This window comes from Streptomyces sp. NPDC037410, from assembly GCF_055602235.1.
In genome coordinates this window covers 219,300-232,691 of the sequence record NZ_JBVJWR010000003.1, presented here as the reverse complement: position 1 = coordinate 232,691, position 13,392 = coordinate 219,300, and the positions used below count along the sequence as shown (strand labels likewise).

Sequence of the window (13,392 nt, the reverse complement as noted above, 5' to 3'; positions counted from 1 at the left end):
ATCTCCCCCGGCCGGACTCTTGGTCCACCACGGTCGTCGATCCGGTCGCGGGCGTCGCGTTGCCGGGCGGGGACGGGCCCCGGGGTTACGGTCGGCGGCATGGTCGATGATCGTCAGGGGTGGCTCCGGTGTCTGCTCGCCGGGGCCGTGTTCGTCGTGGGGATGACCGGCACCACGCTGCCGACCCCGCTGTACCCGCTCTACCAGGAGAAGTTCGGGTTCTCCGAGCTGACGGTGACCGTCGTGTACGCGGTGTACGCCTTCGGCGTCATCGGCGCGCTGCTCCTCGCGGGCAACGCCTCGGACCGGATCGGCAGACGGCCGACGCTGTTCTGGGGGCTCGGTTTCGCGGCGGCGAGCGCCGTCTGCTTCCTGGCCGCCGACGGACTGGATTGGCTGTACGCGGGACGGCTGCTCTCCGGCCTGTCGGCGGGCCTGTTCACCGGGGCCGCCACGGCGTACGTCATGGACCTCGCCCCGCCCGGCGGCCAGGCCCGGGCGACGCTCGTGGCGACGGCCGCCAACATGGGCGGCCTGGGCTGCGGGCCCCTGCTCGCCGGCCTGCTCGCGGAGTACGCGCCCGAGCCGCTGCTGCTGCCGTTCGCCGTGCACCTCGCCCTGGTCGCCGTGTCGGCCCTCGTCCTCCTGCGGCTGCCCGAGACCGTCCGGGACCCACTGCCGCTCAGCGCCGTACGGCCACAACGGCCCGCGCTGCCCGCGCAGGTGCGTCCGGTGTTCGTTCCGGCGGCGATCGCGTCCTTCGCTGGGTTCGCCCTGTTCGGGGTGTTCACCTCGGTCAGTCCCGCGTTCCTCGCCCGGTACCTGCACGTGGACGACCACGCCGTGAGCGGACTGATCGTCGCGCTGGCCTTCTTCTCCTCCACCGCAGGACAGCTCGCCGTCGGCCGCTTCGGCGTGTCCCGGTCCCTGCCGCTGGGCTGCGCCGTCCTCTTCGCCGGACTGGCCTTCCTGGCGGGGGCGCTCTCCGTGGAGCTGCTCGCGCTCGTGGTCCTCGCCGCCGTCGTGGGCGGCGTCGGCCAGGGCCTCTCCTTCCGCGCGGCGCTGTCCGCCGTCGCCGCGGCCGCGCCGGTGGACCGGCGAGCGGCGGTGATCTCGACCCTGTTCGTGGTCGCGTACACGGGAATCTCGATCCCGGTCATCGGGGTCGGCCTCCTGTCCGAGCCGCTCGGCCTGGAGCAGGCCGGTCTGGTGTTCACCGGCTGCATGCTGGTCCTGGTCACCTCGGCGGCCCTGTACCTGCTGCGACGGCCAGTGCCCACGAGAACCCCGTGACCGTCGCTCGGCCGGGCCCCGCCCGCAGGCCGCCGCGGCGGGTCCCGCGTATCGTGAGGGCAGTGTCACGGCTGGACCCGCGGCGCACGGGCAGGTGAAGCGTGAACGGACCCGGGATCGACTACGGCGCGGTGTTCCAGGCCCTGCCGGGTGCCGTCGCACTGCTCACCCCGAGTCTGGTCTACGCCGACGTCAACGAGGCCTTCCTGTCGATGTGCGGCCGGACGCGCGAGCAGCTCATCGGCCGGTATCTCTTCGACGTCTTCCCCGACAACCCGGACGATCCGTCCGCCACCGGCACGCACAACCTGCGTCTCTCCCTGGAACGGGTCCTGGCCACCGGCGAGCCCGACACCATGGCGCTGCAGCGGTACGACGTCGAGTCCCCCGACCGGCCCGGACAGTGGCAGGAGCGGTACTGGAGCCCGGTCAACGCCCCCGTCCCGGCCCCCGACGGCAGCGTGGCCCTGCTGCTCCACCGGGTCGAGGAGGTCACCGAGCTGATCCACGCCCGTGGCGCCCTTGGCGGCACGGACCGCGCCCGGGCCCTGGAGTCCGAGCTCTACACCCGCGCCAGGGAGCTGCAGGAGGTCAACGAACGGCTCCGCCTGGCCCACGCCCGCGAGCGCGAGGTGGCTCTGCACCTCCAGGAGGCGATGCTGCCCGCGCCGCGGCCCCTCGGACACCATCACGCCGCCGTGCGCTACCGGCCCGCGACCGGGGCGCTCAACGTCTGCGGCGACTGGTACGACCTCGTCGACCTGCCCGGCCGTACCGCGGTCGCCGTCGGAGACGTCGTCGGCCACGGGCTGCGCGCCGCCGGTGTCATGGGGCTGCTCCGCAGCGCCCTGTCGGCCGTCTCGCGTGTCGCCGACGGTCCTGCCCGGGCCCTCGAAGTCCTCGACCTGTACTCGCGTGACGTCGCCGGCGCCGAGTCCACCACTGCCGTGTCCGTCGTGATCGACTGGGACGGCCACGACCTGACGTACAGCAGCGCCGGTCATCCCCCGCCCGTCCTCTGCCACGCCGACGGGACCGTGGAGTTCCTCGACCAGGCCACCGATCCCCCGCTGGGCGCCCGCCCCGAGCCCTCGTCCCGGCCGCAGGCCCGGCTCGCCTTCACCGACGGGGCGGTCCTCGCCCTCTTCACCGACGGCCTCGTGGAACGCCGCCGCGAGGACATCGACACCGGTCTGCGCCGGTTCGCCGACGCCCTGGCCCGCCATCGGGCCGCTCCTCCCGAGGCGCTGGCCGACACCCTCCTCGCCGAGCTCACCCCACCCACGGGCATCACCGATGACACGGCCCTGATCCTCCTCCGTCTCTGACCCGGCACCCTCGGCAGAACCGCGGGGCGCCGCTCCACGTCCCTCCTCCCGTCCACAAGATCACGAACCTGGTGGAGAGATCGAGCATGACGGAGACGGCCGCCCGCTACCTGTACCTGGCGCGGCACGGTGAAGCGACCGACGACGAGAGCGCGTTGACGGACGAGGGCCGCCGCCAGGCCGTCCTGCTCGGCGAGCGGCTCCGGGAGGCGCCGCTCACGGCGATCCATCACGGCCCGCAGGCCCGGGCCGCGGAGACGGCCCGGCTGGTCGGCGAGCGGCTCGACGGGGTTCCGCTGCGGATGTCCGCGCCCGCCGGCGACTACATCCCGTACACGCCTCGACGCGAGGAGCTGCCGGCCGCATCGGCCGACGCCATGCTCGGCTTCCTCGCCCGGTTCCCGGCCGAGGAGCGTGAGCAGGGACCCGGGCTCGCCGCGGAGGCACTCGCCCGGTTCACCGGTCCCGTCGACGGTGACCAGCCGCGCCATGAGCTCGTCGTGACGCACAACTTCCTCCTCGCCTGGCTGGTCCGCGAGGCCCTCGAAGCCCCGAAGGCGCGCTGGATGGGCATCAACCACGGCAACGCGGCGCTGACCGTCATCCGGTACGCGCCCGGCCGCGCTCCGGCCGTCCTCTTCCTCAACGACATGGGCCACCTGCCCGCCGACCTGCGCTGGACCGGCTTCCCTGCCGAGCTCCACGTCTGACGCGGTGACGGTCTCCCGCGATGGGGTAGGGGGAGTCGGGGAGACGCGCACCGGAGTGGTCCCGTCCGGATCGCGGACACCCTGAGCCCTTGATCGGGGCCACCACAGTCACCATGATCATCAAGACGAGACCGCAATCCCGAAAGGTGCTGAGACCATCATGCGAGTCAAGGCCTTCGATCACCTCGTGCTCAACGTGACCGATGTCGACAAGTCCCTGGAGTTCTACACCGGCGCCCTGGGCCTCGCGCCCGAGCGGGTCGAGGAGTGGCGGGCTGGCAAGGTGTCGTTCCCGTCCGTACGCATAGACGAGGGCGCCGTCATCGACCTGTTCTCGCGTCCGCGCGGCGAGTCCAACGTCGACCACATCTGTCTGGTCGTGGACCCGCTGGACTGGCAGGAGGTCATCGACTCCGGCCGGTTCGACGTCCTGGAGGGCCCGGTCCCGCGCTGGGGCGCGCGCGGCTCCGCCCAGTCGGTCTACGTGAAGGACCCCGACGGCAACACGGTCGAACTGCGCTGGTACCCGCAGGACGTCGAGGGCTGAGCCGGGATCCCGGGACAGGCGGCGCACCCGCCCGCTAACGTACCGGCGAGTAGCAGGTGGGCGTCAGTCCCACACGGTGCGAGGGGAGCGGACCATGGATCGGCAGTGGAGCCTGGAGGAGAGCACGGTCGTCGACGCGCCGCCGGCGGTCGTCTACCGGTTGGTGTCGGACCTGCGGAACATGGGGCGGTGGAGCCCGGAGTGCCGGTCCGTGTGGGTGCTGCGTCCACCGGCGCGCACCGGCACCCGGTTCGTCGGGTTCAACCGGCGCGGGCCCTTCCTCTGGCCGACCCAGGGCCGCGTGACCCGGATGAGCCAGGACAGCGAGTTCGTCTTCGACATCAGTGTCTTCGGGCTCCCGGTCGCCCGCTGGGGCTACCGGTTCGAGCCGGAGGGCTCGGGGACGCGCCTCACGGAGTTCTGGCAGGACCTGCGGACCGACGGGTACCGGGCGAAGGCCGCCGACCTGCTCGGCACGGTCTTCGCCGGTTCGAACCCCGCCCGTCGGATCGCGCTCAACCGGGCCGGGATGCGCACCACCCTGGAGCGCATCGCGCGGACCGCGACGACAGGGGTCTGAGGGGTCACGTGTCCCGGTGGGCCGTGCGCGGCTCCGCCGGGATCCGGTAGAGGACGCACCGGCGGAGCGGCCCCTCGGGGACGCTGGGGTCCTCGAAGTCGTCCGCCGGGTTCCGGGTCATGCCGATCCTGCGCATCACCGCCTGGGAGCGCAGGTTGTTCACGGTCGTCGACGCCAGGATCTCCGGCAGCCCGAGGACGTCGAAGCCGAAGGCCAGACATGCCCGGGCGGCCTCGGTGGCGTACCCGTTGCCCCATGCGGAGCGCGTGAGGCGTCAGCCGACGTCGACCCCCGAGAACGGCATGTCGTCGCCGATCACGTCCAGGCCGGCGCGACCGAGGAACGCGCCGGTCGCACGGGCTTCGAGGGCCCACCACCCGAAGCCCCGCTCCTCGAAGCCGGCCCTCATGGCGGCCACGGTGGCGTCGCTCTCCTCCCGTGTCAGCAAGTCCCCGAGGTGCTCCCGGATTTCGGGATCGGCGTTCATCGCCGCCCAGGGTTCGAGGTCGGACTCCCGCCAGCGGCGGAGCAGCAGTCGATCGGTTCGCAGCTCTGGCATGCCGCCGACCCAACCCCATCGGGGTCGGGGGTGTCGATGGATTATGCGGCTGCTGATGTACTTCTCGCCGTACCCGCCGTCCAAGGAGCGCACGTGGAAGACCCGAGCCGACAGCAGAGCCCGATCCGCGTGAACGGACCCGCGCAGTGAGCCCGCAGGCCCGGGCGGCGAGCCCGCGCTCGTCCTCCCCGGCGTCCCTGCCGTCCTGGGCGACCTGGTGGCAGCGGCCCTTCCCCGATGCCAACACGCTGCTGCTCCACGGCAGGCAACCGGCCCTGGTCGACACCGGGTTCGTCGGCCACGCCGAGGAGACCGCCGCCTGGGCCCGTGCCCAGGCGGGGAGGATCAGTCTGGTCGTCAACACCCTCCCCCAGACTCCGTCCGGGGGTGCCCCCAGCATTCCGACCACGTCGGCGGCAACGCGCTCCTCCAGGCCGGCGGCGCGGCCGTCGCCGCCGGTACCCCGGAGGCCGAGGCGATCTCCCGTCGTGACCCCGGCTGTTGTGCGGCCGAATACCTCGACCAACCGGTCGCCCCGTACACCGTGGACATGCCGCTCGACGACGGGCAGGTCCTCCGCCTCGGCGACACCGACTGGGAGGTCGTCCGCACCCCCGGCCACACGCCCGGGCACCTGGCTCTGTGGCAGCCCGAGGAGCGGCTGCTCGTGGTCGGCGACGCGCTGTCGGACTACGACGTCGGCTGGGTCAACCTCGCCCTCGACGGGCCCGGCGCGGCGGCCACCGCGCTCGCCTCCCTCCAGCGGGTGGCCGAACTCGACCCGCGCGCGATCCTCCCCTCCCACGGCCCGGTCCCGGCCGACACCGGGGCCGCCTTCGCCGCCGCCCTGCGCCGGGGCCGGCGGCTCGTCGACGACCCGGACGGGGCCGTCTGGTACGGCGTCCGCCGGATCTTCGCGTTCGCGCTGATGATCCGTGACGGCATCCCGGCCGACGAGGTCGAGCCGTACCTCCACGCGCGCGCGTGGCTGACCGACGCGGCACGGCTCCTGCGCCTCACGCCCGAGGCGCTCGCCACCGAGCTGGTGACGTCCATGCTCTCCGGCGGCGGGATCGTCCTGCGTGAGGGGCGGCTGCACGCCGCGGCCGGCCACACCCCCGTGGCGGCCGACTCGCTGCGCGTGCCCTACCCGAGCGCGTGGCCGGCCGCGGAGCCACGCTGACCCTCACCCGCGTGTGCGGGACCGCTCCTGCCGCCGGGCGGTGAGGATCCGCCCCAGCGCCAGCACGCTCAGGCCGAACATCAGGACGCCCAGGGGGACGTGGAGGGCGGGCTTGTGGGCGACGCCCAGCACCACCTGGACCGAGGCGAGGACGAGGAAGCCGGTCGAGTACAGGATGGGGCGCGGCGAGCCGCCGCCCGGCTTCCAGGCGAGGATCGCCGCCAGCACGTACAGCATGGTGGCTCCGTACATCACGCGCGCACCGACGCTGTGCAGCACCTCGCCCTGCGACGAGGTCAGAAGGAGTCCGGCGGTGGAGGCCTGGAAGAAGAGGGTCAGGGTCTGGAGGGCGATCGAGACCTGCAGGAAGGTGCGGCTGCCTGTGCCCTGAACTGCCGTGGTCTGCGCGGTGGTGGCCATCACTCGGTCCTCTTCTTCTGCCTCGCGGCGGTGACTCGGTACTCTCTCGAACAGTCCGACGACGCAGGCCCGTGAAAGGTGAGGCGCCGGAGGAACGAGATCCCCATCACACCGAAGAGAACCGCTGAAACAGGGAGCCGGCACGACCATGAGCACCTCCGACGAGCCGGGCCGCGACGGGACCGAGGCGGAGCTCGGCGTCGTCGCCGGTGAGCGGCGCCGGCTGATCAGCCTCGGCTACCGGATGCTCGGTTCACTGGCCGAGGCGGAGGACGCGGTCCAGGAGGCGTACGCCCGCTGGTACGCCCTGACGCCCCGGCAGCGGGAGGCCGTCGCGTCGCCGGGAGCCTGGCTGACGACGGTGACCGGCCGGATCTGCCTGGACATGCTGGGCTCGGCGCGGGCCCGCCGCGAGCGCTATGTCGGGGCGTGGATCCCGGAGCCGCTGCCCGACCGTACCGAGTGGGCCGGCCTGGGCGCGGACGACGGGCGGTCCGGGGCGGCCGACCCCGCCGACCGGATCACCCTGGACGAGTCGGTGAACATGGCGTTCCTCGTCGTACTGGAGTCGATGACGCCGGCCGAGCGCGTGGCGTTCATCCTGCACGACGTCTTCGCATACCCCTTCGCCGAGGTCGCCGAGATCGTCGGCCGGTCCCCCGCGGCCTGCCGGAAACTGGCCTCTTCGGCCCGCCGACGGATCCGCGCCGAGGGCAGGCCGGCCGCGCAGCCGTCCGGACAGGCCGCTCTGGTACGGGACTTCAAGGAGGCGTGGGAGGCCAAGGACATCAAGGCCCTCGTCGGCCTCCTCGCCCCCGACGCCACGATGACGGCCGACGGCGGCGGGCTTGTCGGCGCCGCGCTGCGGCCCGTCGAGGGCAGTGCGCTCATCGCCCAGTACGTCGTCCACATCGCCGACAAGGCCCCCGGGCTCACGCTCCTGGAGCGGACGGTGAACGGGCTGCCGGGTCTGGTCGCCCAGAACGCCGGCGTCACCGTGACGGTGGCGGCCTTCGAACTCGTCGACGGCCGCATCAGCCGCATCTGGGCCGTCCGGAACCCCGAGAAGCTCCGTGCGTGGACGGACGCCTCTCCCCTCACGCAGACGGCGACAGCTGCTCACGCACCCATGCGGGATCGGGATTGACGAACGGACTGCCGCCGACGAAGACCGTCGGCACGGTCTCGTTTCCGTCGTTGACCGCCCTCACCACCGCCGCGCCGGCCGGGTCGCGCCAGATGTCCACCCAGTACAACTGACCGGAGCGACGGCCCAGTCGGAGGCGCAGGCGCAGGCAGAACTTGCAGCCCGGCCGCCAGTAGACGATGGGACGGCCGTCGGCCGCGCTGAGACGCTGCGCCTCCAGCGCGCCCGTCGGCCTCGGGAAGACCAGGGGCGAGTGCGCGACGGCGAGGACGACGAACAACAGCAGGAGCGCTGAGGCTCCCAGGGGGTTCCCGTCGGAGAACATCCCCGCCGCGACGAGCGATCCGCAGAGCGCGAACAACAACGGCAGCAACCAAACACGCATCATGGTGACGCAGGCTACCGAGCCTTCTCCCCGAGCAGGGCCGCGATCGCGTCGAAGACCGGCGGCACCCGGACGGGGGGCCGGGTACCGCCGGGGTCTGCGGGGGTGTTACTTCGCGAGGGAGGCGACGCCGGCCTGCGCGAACTTCTCGTCCAGGTCGCCCGACGGGGCGCCGGCGACGCCGATGCCCGCGATCGGGGCGCCCTTGGCGGTGACGGGGGCGCCACCGGCGAGGAAGAGGGTGCCGGGGATGTCCTTCAGGGTCGGCGCGTTGGCGAGACGGCCCGCGAGGACGGAGGTCGGGGCGTTCCAGGAGACGGCGGTGTACGCCTTCTTCACGGCCGACTCGTAGGACTGCGGGCCCGCGCCGTCACCGCGCAGGGTGACGATCGTGTTGCCGTTGCGGTCGACGACCGCGACCGACACGCGCTGGTTCTCCTGCTCGGCGGCGTCGAGGGTCGCCTGCGCGGCCTTCGTCGCGGCCTCGATCGTCAGATGCGTCGACTCCGTCGTGTTCTTGTTCACCGCGTCGGCCATGACGGCGGCGGGAGCGGCGGCCGGGGCGGCGGCGTTCGCGGAGACGGTGCCGAACAGGCCCGCGGCGAGCGCGCCGGCGGCGACGGTACCGGTCAGGACACGGGTGCGCAGGGTCATCTTCTTCACGATCATCAGCTCCTTGGACATCGACCCCCTCAGGGGCTCGGGAAGCTCGGCGTTCCCGCTCTGACATCCATCCTGGTGCCGGTCACGGCCCCGTCCGGTCGGCCTACGGGCTCCGGTCGGCGCACCCGGCGGACGACACGGGGGTCAACCGATCGGTCGATGCGGAATGAGCCCATCCGGATAGCCTGGGCTCGTGGGAACGGCAGGCGGCGAGGAGCGGACGGTGCGGACGGACATGCGGTCGCCCATCGACACGGATGCGGTCGACGCGGAGGCCGCCGACCCGGACTCCGGCTGGCTCGCGACCGTGATGCACGTGGCGTTCTTCGTCCTGCTCTGCTCGTCGCTGACCCGCTACCTGATCGTCCATCCCGGCGCCCGTACGACCCCCTGGGTGATCATCCTCGCCCTCGTGCTCGCCCTGCTGTACGTGCTCGGTCCGGTCCTCGGCCCGCCGCAGGCCGACGGACGCGGGGCGCCGCCCAGTACCGCCTCAAGGCTCTGGCTGGCGGCCGTCATCGGGGTGTGGTTCACCCTCGTGGTCCTCGCGCCCAGCTTCGGCTGGTGCGTGGTGCCGCTCCTGTACACCAGCCTGCGCTCCGTACGCACCCGGTCCGCGATCGTCCTCGTCGGCCTGATCACCCTGGGCGTGGTGGCCGCCCAGCTGAAGCTGCGGCTGCGTTTCGGCTTCGACCCGAACCTGATGTTCGCGCCGTTCGCCGGCGCGGCCGTCGCCACCGCCGTCTTCCTCTACTCCCAGCGGCAGGCCGACCGGCTGCGGGCGGTCATCCTGGACCTCGTCCGCACCCGTCGGGAACTGGCCGCGATCGAGCGCCGGGAGGGCACCCTGGCCGAGCGCCAGCGGCTCTCCATGGAGATCCACGACACCCTCGCGCAGGGCCTGTCCAGCCAGCAGATGCTGCTCCAGGCCGCCGACCGGCTCTGGGACACCGACCCGGTCGCGGCCCGCCGCCACATCCGTACGGCCGAATCCATCGCCGAGCACAATCTGGCCGAGGCACGGCGCTTCGTGCACGACCTCGCCCCCGCCGACCTCGCCGGGGGCGGCGGTCTCGCCGACGCGCTGCGCACCCTCGCCGAGCGGGAGTCCTCCGCCACCCTCCGGGTCCGCTTCCACGAGGACGGCACGCCCGCCGCCGCCCTGCCCGACCGCGTACAGGCGGCGCTGCTGCGCATCGCCCAGGGCGCGCTGGCCAACGTCCGCGAGCACGCCGACGCGGGCACGGCGGCCGTGACCCTCAGCCATCTGGACGACCAGGTCGTCCTGGACATCGCCGACGACGGCCGCGGCTTCGACCCGGCGCTCTCGCGCGAACAGGCCGAGCGCGGCCACGGGCTGCCCGCGATGCGCGCGCGTGTCCGGCAGCTCGGGGGCGCGCTCACGATCGAATCGTCGCCGGGCGAGGGGACGGTGCTGACCGCCGTCATCCCCCTGTCGCCCCGGCCCTGACGGCGGGCGCCGCTCGTTCCCCATATGGTCCGCGCCCGTTCCGGTGGAATGGCCGAACTGTGCGTAGACCAGATAGGTGCCTGAGGCATGTAGTGGAGACGGCACCACAGTCCCTGGCACCGACACGCCCCCAGCGAGGCCCCCGTGACGAAAACCGTGGCGTTCCCCCAGAGCCGGACCTGCCCCTACCACCCGCCCGCCGCCTATCCCCGCACCGAGGAGGAGCGCCCGCTGTCGCGGGTCACCCTGTGGGACGGAAGGCCGGTGTGGCTCGTCACCGGACACGCGGCCGCCCGCGCGCTCCTCGCGGATCAGCGGCTGTCCACCGACTCCACCCGTGACGACTTCCCGATGCCTACGGAACGCGCCACGGCCGTACGAAGGCGCCGGCGCGCGGCGCTGCTCGGCTGGGACGACCCGGAGCACAACGCCCAGCGGCGGCTGCTGATCCCCAGCTTCACCCTCAAACGCGCCGAGACCCTGCGGCCCCGCATCCAGGAGACCGTGGACCGGCTCCTCGACGCGATGGTGGCGCAGGGGCCGCCGGCCGAGCTGGTGAGCGCGTTCGCGCTGCCGGTGCCGTCGATCGTCATCTGCGACCTGCTCGGTGTGCCGTACGAGGACCACGACTTCTTCGAGGAGGAGTCGCGGCGGCTGCTGCGCGGCCCGACGGGCGCGGACACCGAGGAGGCGCTGGCCCGCCTCGAGGACTACCTCGGCGACCTGATCGACCGCAAGCGGCTGGAGCCCGGCGACGGCGTCCTGGACGACCTGGTGGCACGCGGGTCCTCGGACGGCGGTCCCGATCGCCAGGAACTCGTCCAGCTCGCCACGATCCTGCTGGTGGCCGGGCACGAGACCACGGCGAACATGATCTCCCTGGGGACGTACACCCTGCTGCGGCACCCGGAGCGCCTTGCGGAGCTGCGGGCGGATCCGACGCTCGTACCCGCCGCCGTCGAGGAGTTGCTGCGGTTCCTGTCGATCGCCGACGGACTGCTCCGGGTCGCCCGGGAGGACATCGATGTCGACGGGACGGTGATCCGGGCGGGCGAAGGGGTGGTCTTCTCGACCTCGGTCATCAACAGGGACGCCGCCGCCTACAGCGACCCGGACGCACTCGACTGGGCGCGGTCCGCCCGCCACCACGTGGCGTTCGGATTCGGCATCCACCAGTGCCTCGGGCAGAACCTGGCCCGCGCGGAGCTGGAGATCGCGCTCGGGACGCTCCTGCGCCGCCTGCCGGGGCTTCGGCTGGCCGTCCCGGCCGAGGAGATCCCGTTCAAACCGGGCGACACGATCCAGGGGATGCTCGAACTCCCCGTCACCTGGTGAGAGGAGCGGTGCGGAACATGGCGAAGGAAGCGGTGCCGATGCGCGTATCGATCGACTCGTCCGTCTGCATCGGCGCGGGGCAGTGCGCCCTGACGTCCCCGGACGTCTTCACGCAGGACGACGACGGGTTCGGGACGGTCGTCCCGGGCCGGGAGGACGGCACCGGGACGCTGGTCCGCGAGGCGGCCAGAGCCTGCCCCGTACAGGCGATCACCCTCCATGAGGCCACCGAGGAATCGCGCGCCTGACGAACGACCTCCTGAGAGGCCGCTCGCTCCGAGCGGCCTCTCAGGGGGCCTCAGTGCACAGCAGCATCGTGCAAGTCCCGGACGTACCGGTCGAACGTCGCGTCAGGGCTGCTGTGCTGCGGCTCGCCGGGGACGAACCCGGCTCGACGTGCGACGGCGGCGGACGCGGGGTTCTCCGGATCGACCTGGATCACCGCCTGCCCTGCGCCCTCCCCTGCGGCGTACCCGCACGCCAGAAGGACCGCCCGGGTGGCCAGGCCGCGGCCCCTCCAGGACGGATAGAGGCCGTAGGCCACGTTCACCTGACCGGGCTCCAAGCCCTCCCCCGCCCACCGCAGGTCGACAGTCCCCGCGAGCGCCTCGACCGCGCCCACCCGGATGCCGAAGGCGCGCAACGGCCCGGCGGCGTCACACTGTTCCCGGCAGTGCCGGACGTACGCCTCCACGCCCTCGCGCGTACCGGGGCCGCCGTTGAGCCAGCGCACCAGCGCTTCGTCCTCCCCCGCGAGATGCGCCTCCACATCGTCCAGGCACAGCGGCGACAGCCGGATGACCCCGTCGGACAGCCCCACTTCACGCATGCGTCGATTCTGCCGCCGAGTGCTGCCGCCGCGCGCTCGTATTCCCCGTCGGGCCATTGGGATGTCTATAGGTGGCATTGGGATCTTCATTGGATACCTATAGGTCGTCGTCCTACTGTCGAGGACGTCACCTTCTCCGGGCCCGGTCGGGCCCGCCACCCCTGGAGTTTCCCCATGTCGAAGATTCTTTTCGTGCTGACCGGTGCCGACTACTGGACGCTGGCCGACGGCACCAAGCACCCGACCGGTTTCTGGGCCGAGGAGTTCATCGCGCCGTACGAGGCGCTCAAGGCCGCCGGGCACGAGATCGTCGTCGCCACGCCGGGTGGCGTCGTCCCGACCGTCGACGCGGGCAGCCTCTCCCCGGAGTTCAACGGCGGCCAGGACGGCGCCGACAAGGCCGCCGCGGCGCTCGCTTCGATCAGCGAGATCAAGAACCCGATCAAGCTGGAGGACGCCCGTCCGGCCGAATACGACGCCGTCTACTACCCCGGCGGCCACGGCCCCATGGAGGACCTCGCCGTGAACGCCGTCTCCGGCAGGCTGCTGGCCGACACCCTGCGCTCGGGCAAGCCCCTGGCCGTCGTCTGCCACGGCTCGGCCGCGCTTCTCGCCGCCACCGACGCCGACGGCTCGAACGCCTTCGCCGGCCGCAAGGTCGCCGCCTTCACCAACGCCGAGGAGATGCAGGCGGGTCTCGGCGGCAAGGCGAAGTGGCTCCTGGAGACCCGGCTCGTCGAGGCGGGCGTGGACGTCCAGGTGGGCGAGCCCTGGGCGCCGCACGTGGTCGTCGACGGCAACCTGGTCACCGGCCAGAACCCGGCCGCTTCCGCCCCGCTCGCCGCGGAGCTGCTGAAGAAGCTGGCCTGAGGCCCGCCGAGGGCCTGGACAGGGCCCGGGTCGCCTCACTAGCCTCCTCCTCACCTAATCAACTAATTGACT

Annotated in this window: 15 protein-coding genes and 1 pseudogene; 11 read left to right on the top strand and 5 right to left on the bottom strand. The window is 72.6% G+C overall.

Annotation, left to right across the window (positions count from 1 at the left end; genetic code table 11):
* Positions 1-99: 99 nt before the first annotated feature.
* The 5 genes from ACZ7HT_RS06445 to ACZ7HT_RS06425 all read left to right on the top strand — a co-directional run bounded on the left by ACZ7HT_RS06445 (position 100) and on the right by ACZ7HT_RS06425 (position 4,458).
* Entirely contained in the window at positions 100-1,293 is a 1,194-nt protein-coding gene (locus ACZ7HT_RS06445; RefSeq protein WP_471160564.1) for an MFS transporter, read from the top strand.
* Positions 1,294-1,394: 101 nt separating this feature from the next.
* Positions 1,395-2,621 carry a PP2C family protein-serine/threonine phosphatase gene (locus ACZ7HT_RS06440; protein ID WP_471160562.1) on the top strand — a complete coding sequence of 409 codons (1,227 nt, stop codon included), beginning with the start codon at positions 1,395-1,397 and terminating at the stop codon, positions 2,619-2,621.
* Between the two features lie 86 nt (positions 2,622-2,707).
* Positions 2,708-3,331 (top strand): histidine phosphatase family protein, encoded by a 624-nt coding sequence (locus ACZ7HT_RS06435; RefSeq protein ID WP_471160559.1) that lies wholly within the window; start codon positions 2,708-2,710, stop codon positions 3,329-3,331.
* 160 nt (positions 3,332-3,491) lie between these two features.
* Positions 3,492-3,878 (top strand): VOC family protein, encoded by a 387-nt coding sequence (locus tag ACZ7HT_RS06430; protein ID WP_471160556.1) that lies wholly within the window; start codon positions 3,492-3,494, stop codon positions 3,876-3,878.
* 94 nt (positions 3,879-3,972) lie between these two features.
* Positions 3,973-4,458 carry an SRPBCC family protein gene (locus ACZ7HT_RS06425; RefSeq protein WP_471160554.1) on the top strand — a complete coding sequence of 162 codons (486 nt, stop codon included), beginning with the start codon at positions 3,973-3,975 and terminating at the stop codon, positions 4,456-4,458.
* A gap of 4 nt (positions 4,459-4,462) precedes the next feature.
* Here the strand turns inward: ACZ7HT_RS06425 and ACZ7HT_RS06420 are convergent.
* A pseudogene (locus tag ACZ7HT_RS06420) lies at positions 4,463-5,017 on the bottom strand (GNAT family N-acetyltransferase).
* A 217-nt stretch (positions 5,018-5,234) separates the two neighbouring features.
* On the opposite strand from ACZ7HT_RS06420, the gene ACZ7HT_RS06415 reads away from it, so the two are divergent.
* Positions 5,235-6,200 carry an MBL fold metallo-hydrolase gene (locus tag ACZ7HT_RS06415; protein WP_471160551.1) on the top strand — a complete coding sequence of 322 codons (966 nt, stop codon included), beginning with the start codon at positions 5,235-5,237 and terminating at the stop codon, positions 6,198-6,200.
* Positions 6,201-6,203: 3 nt separating this feature from the next.
* On the opposite strand, the gene ACZ7HT_RS06410 is transcribed toward ACZ7HT_RS06415, so the two are convergent.
* On the bottom strand, positions 6,204-6,620 hold the full coding sequence (locus ACZ7HT_RS06410; protein ID WP_471160548.1) for a hypothetical protein: 417 nt from the start codon (positions 6,618-6,620) through the stop codon (positions 6,204-6,206).
* A 148-nt stretch (positions 6,621-6,768) separates the two neighbouring features.
* On the opposite strand from ACZ7HT_RS06410, the gene sigJ reads away from it, so the two are divergent.
* Positions 6,769-7,767: an RNA polymerase sigma factor SigJ gene (gene sigJ, locus ACZ7HT_RS06405; RefSeq protein WP_471160547.1), complete on the top strand. Its 999-nt coding sequence runs from the start codon at positions 6,769-6,771 to the stop codon at positions 7,765-7,767.
* Here the strand turns inward: sigJ and ACZ7HT_RS06400 are convergent.
* On the bottom strand, positions 7,718-8,155 hold the full coding sequence (locus tag ACZ7HT_RS06400) for a glutaredoxin domain-containing protein (RefSeq protein WP_471160545.1): 438 nt from the start codon (positions 8,153-8,155) through the stop codon (positions 7,718-7,720). The two genes, sigJ and ACZ7HT_RS06400, sit on opposite strands and share 50 nt — an antisense overlap.
* A 105-nt stretch (positions 8,156-8,260) precedes the next feature.
* Positions 8,261-8,815, bottom strand: a complete 555-nt coding sequence (locus ACZ7HT_RS06395; protein WP_471161111.1) for a GlcG/HbpS family heme-binding protein — start codon at positions 8,813-8,815, stop codon at positions 8,261-8,263.
* A 235-nt stretch (positions 8,816-9,050) separates the two neighbouring features.
* On the opposite strand from ACZ7HT_RS06395, the gene ACZ7HT_RS06390 reads away from it, so the two are divergent.
* The 3 genes from ACZ7HT_RS06390 to ACZ7HT_RS06380 all read left to right on the top strand — a co-directional run bounded on the left by ACZ7HT_RS06390 (position 9,051) and on the right by ACZ7HT_RS06380 (position 11,869).
* Positions 9,051-10,286, top strand: a complete 1,236-nt coding sequence (locus ACZ7HT_RS06390; protein ID WP_471161108.1) for a sensor histidine kinase — start codon at positions 9,051-9,053, stop codon at positions 10,284-10,286.
* 144 nt (positions 10,287-10,430) lie between these two features.
* Positions 10,431-11,621, top strand: a complete 1,191-nt coding sequence (locus tag ACZ7HT_RS06385; RefSeq protein WP_471160542.1) for a cytochrome P450 — start codon at positions 10,431-10,433, stop codon at positions 11,619-11,621.
* Between the two features lie 38 nt (positions 11,622-11,659).
* A complete protein-coding gene (locus ACZ7HT_RS06380; RefSeq protein WP_471161105.1) occupies positions 11,660-11,869 on the top strand; it encodes a ferredoxin in 210 nt (69 codons plus the stop codon).
* A gap of 50 nt (positions 11,870-11,919) precedes the next feature.
* Here the strand turns inward: ACZ7HT_RS06380 and ACZ7HT_RS06375 are convergent, their stop codons facing one another.
* Entirely contained in the window at positions 11,920-12,450 is a 531-nt protein-coding gene (locus ACZ7HT_RS06375) for a GNAT family N-acetyltransferase (RefSeq protein ID WP_471160539.1), read from the bottom strand.
* Positions 12,451-12,624: 174 nt separating this feature from the next.
* Here ACZ7HT_RS06375 and ACZ7HT_RS06370 point away from each other — a divergent pair, with 174 nt between their 5' ends.
* Entirely contained in the window at positions 12,625-13,320 is a 696-nt protein-coding gene (locus tag ACZ7HT_RS06370; protein ID WP_471160537.1) for a type 1 glutamine amidotransferase domain-containing protein, read from the top strand.
* Positions 13,321-13,392 lie beyond the last annotated feature (72 nt).

Coding starts and splice junctions, on each gene's coding strand:
- ACZ7HT_RS06445 (WP_471160564.1), top strand. CDS start 100: ATGGTCGATGATCGTCAGGGGTGGCTCCGGTGTCTGCTCGCCGGGGCC.
- ACZ7HT_RS06435 (WP_471160559.1), top strand. CDS start 2,708: ATGACGGAGACGGCCGCCCGCTACCTGTACCTGGCGCGGCACGGTGAA.
- ACZ7HT_RS06430 (WP_471160556.1), top strand. CDS start 3,492: ATGCGAGTCAAGGCCTTCGATCACCTCGTGCTCAACGTGACCGATGTC.
- ACZ7HT_RS06425 (WP_471160554.1), top strand. CDS start 3,973: ATGGATCGGCAGTGGAGCCTGGAGGAGAGCACGGTCGTCGACGCGCCG.
- ACZ7HT_RS06410 (WP_471160548.1), bottom strand. CDS start 6,620: ATGGCCACCACCGCGCAGACCACGGCAGTTCAGGGCACAGGCAGCCGC.
- sigJ (WP_471160547.1), top strand. CDS start 6,769: ATGAGCACCTCCGACGAGCCGGGCCGCGACGGGACCGAGGCGGAGCTC.
- ACZ7HT_RS06400 (WP_471160545.1), bottom strand. CDS start 8,155: ATGATGCGTGTTTGGTTGCTGCCGTTGTTGTTCGCGCTCTGCGGATCG.
- ACZ7HT_RS06390 (WP_471161108.1), top strand. CDS start 9,051: ATGCGGTCGCCCATCGACACGGATGCGGTCGACGCGGAGGCCGCCGAC.
- ACZ7HT_RS06380 (WP_471161105.1), top strand. CDS start 11,660: ATGCGCGTATCGATCGACTCGTCCGTCTGCATCGGCGCGGGGCAGTGC.
- ACZ7HT_RS06375 (WP_471160539.1), bottom strand. CDS start 12,450: ATGCGTGAAGTGGGGCTGTCCGACGGGGTCATCCGGCTGTCGCCGCTG.
- ACZ7HT_RS06370 (WP_471160537.1), top strand. CDS start 12,625: ATGTCGAAGATTCTTTTCGTGCTGACCGGTGCCGACTACTGGACGCTG.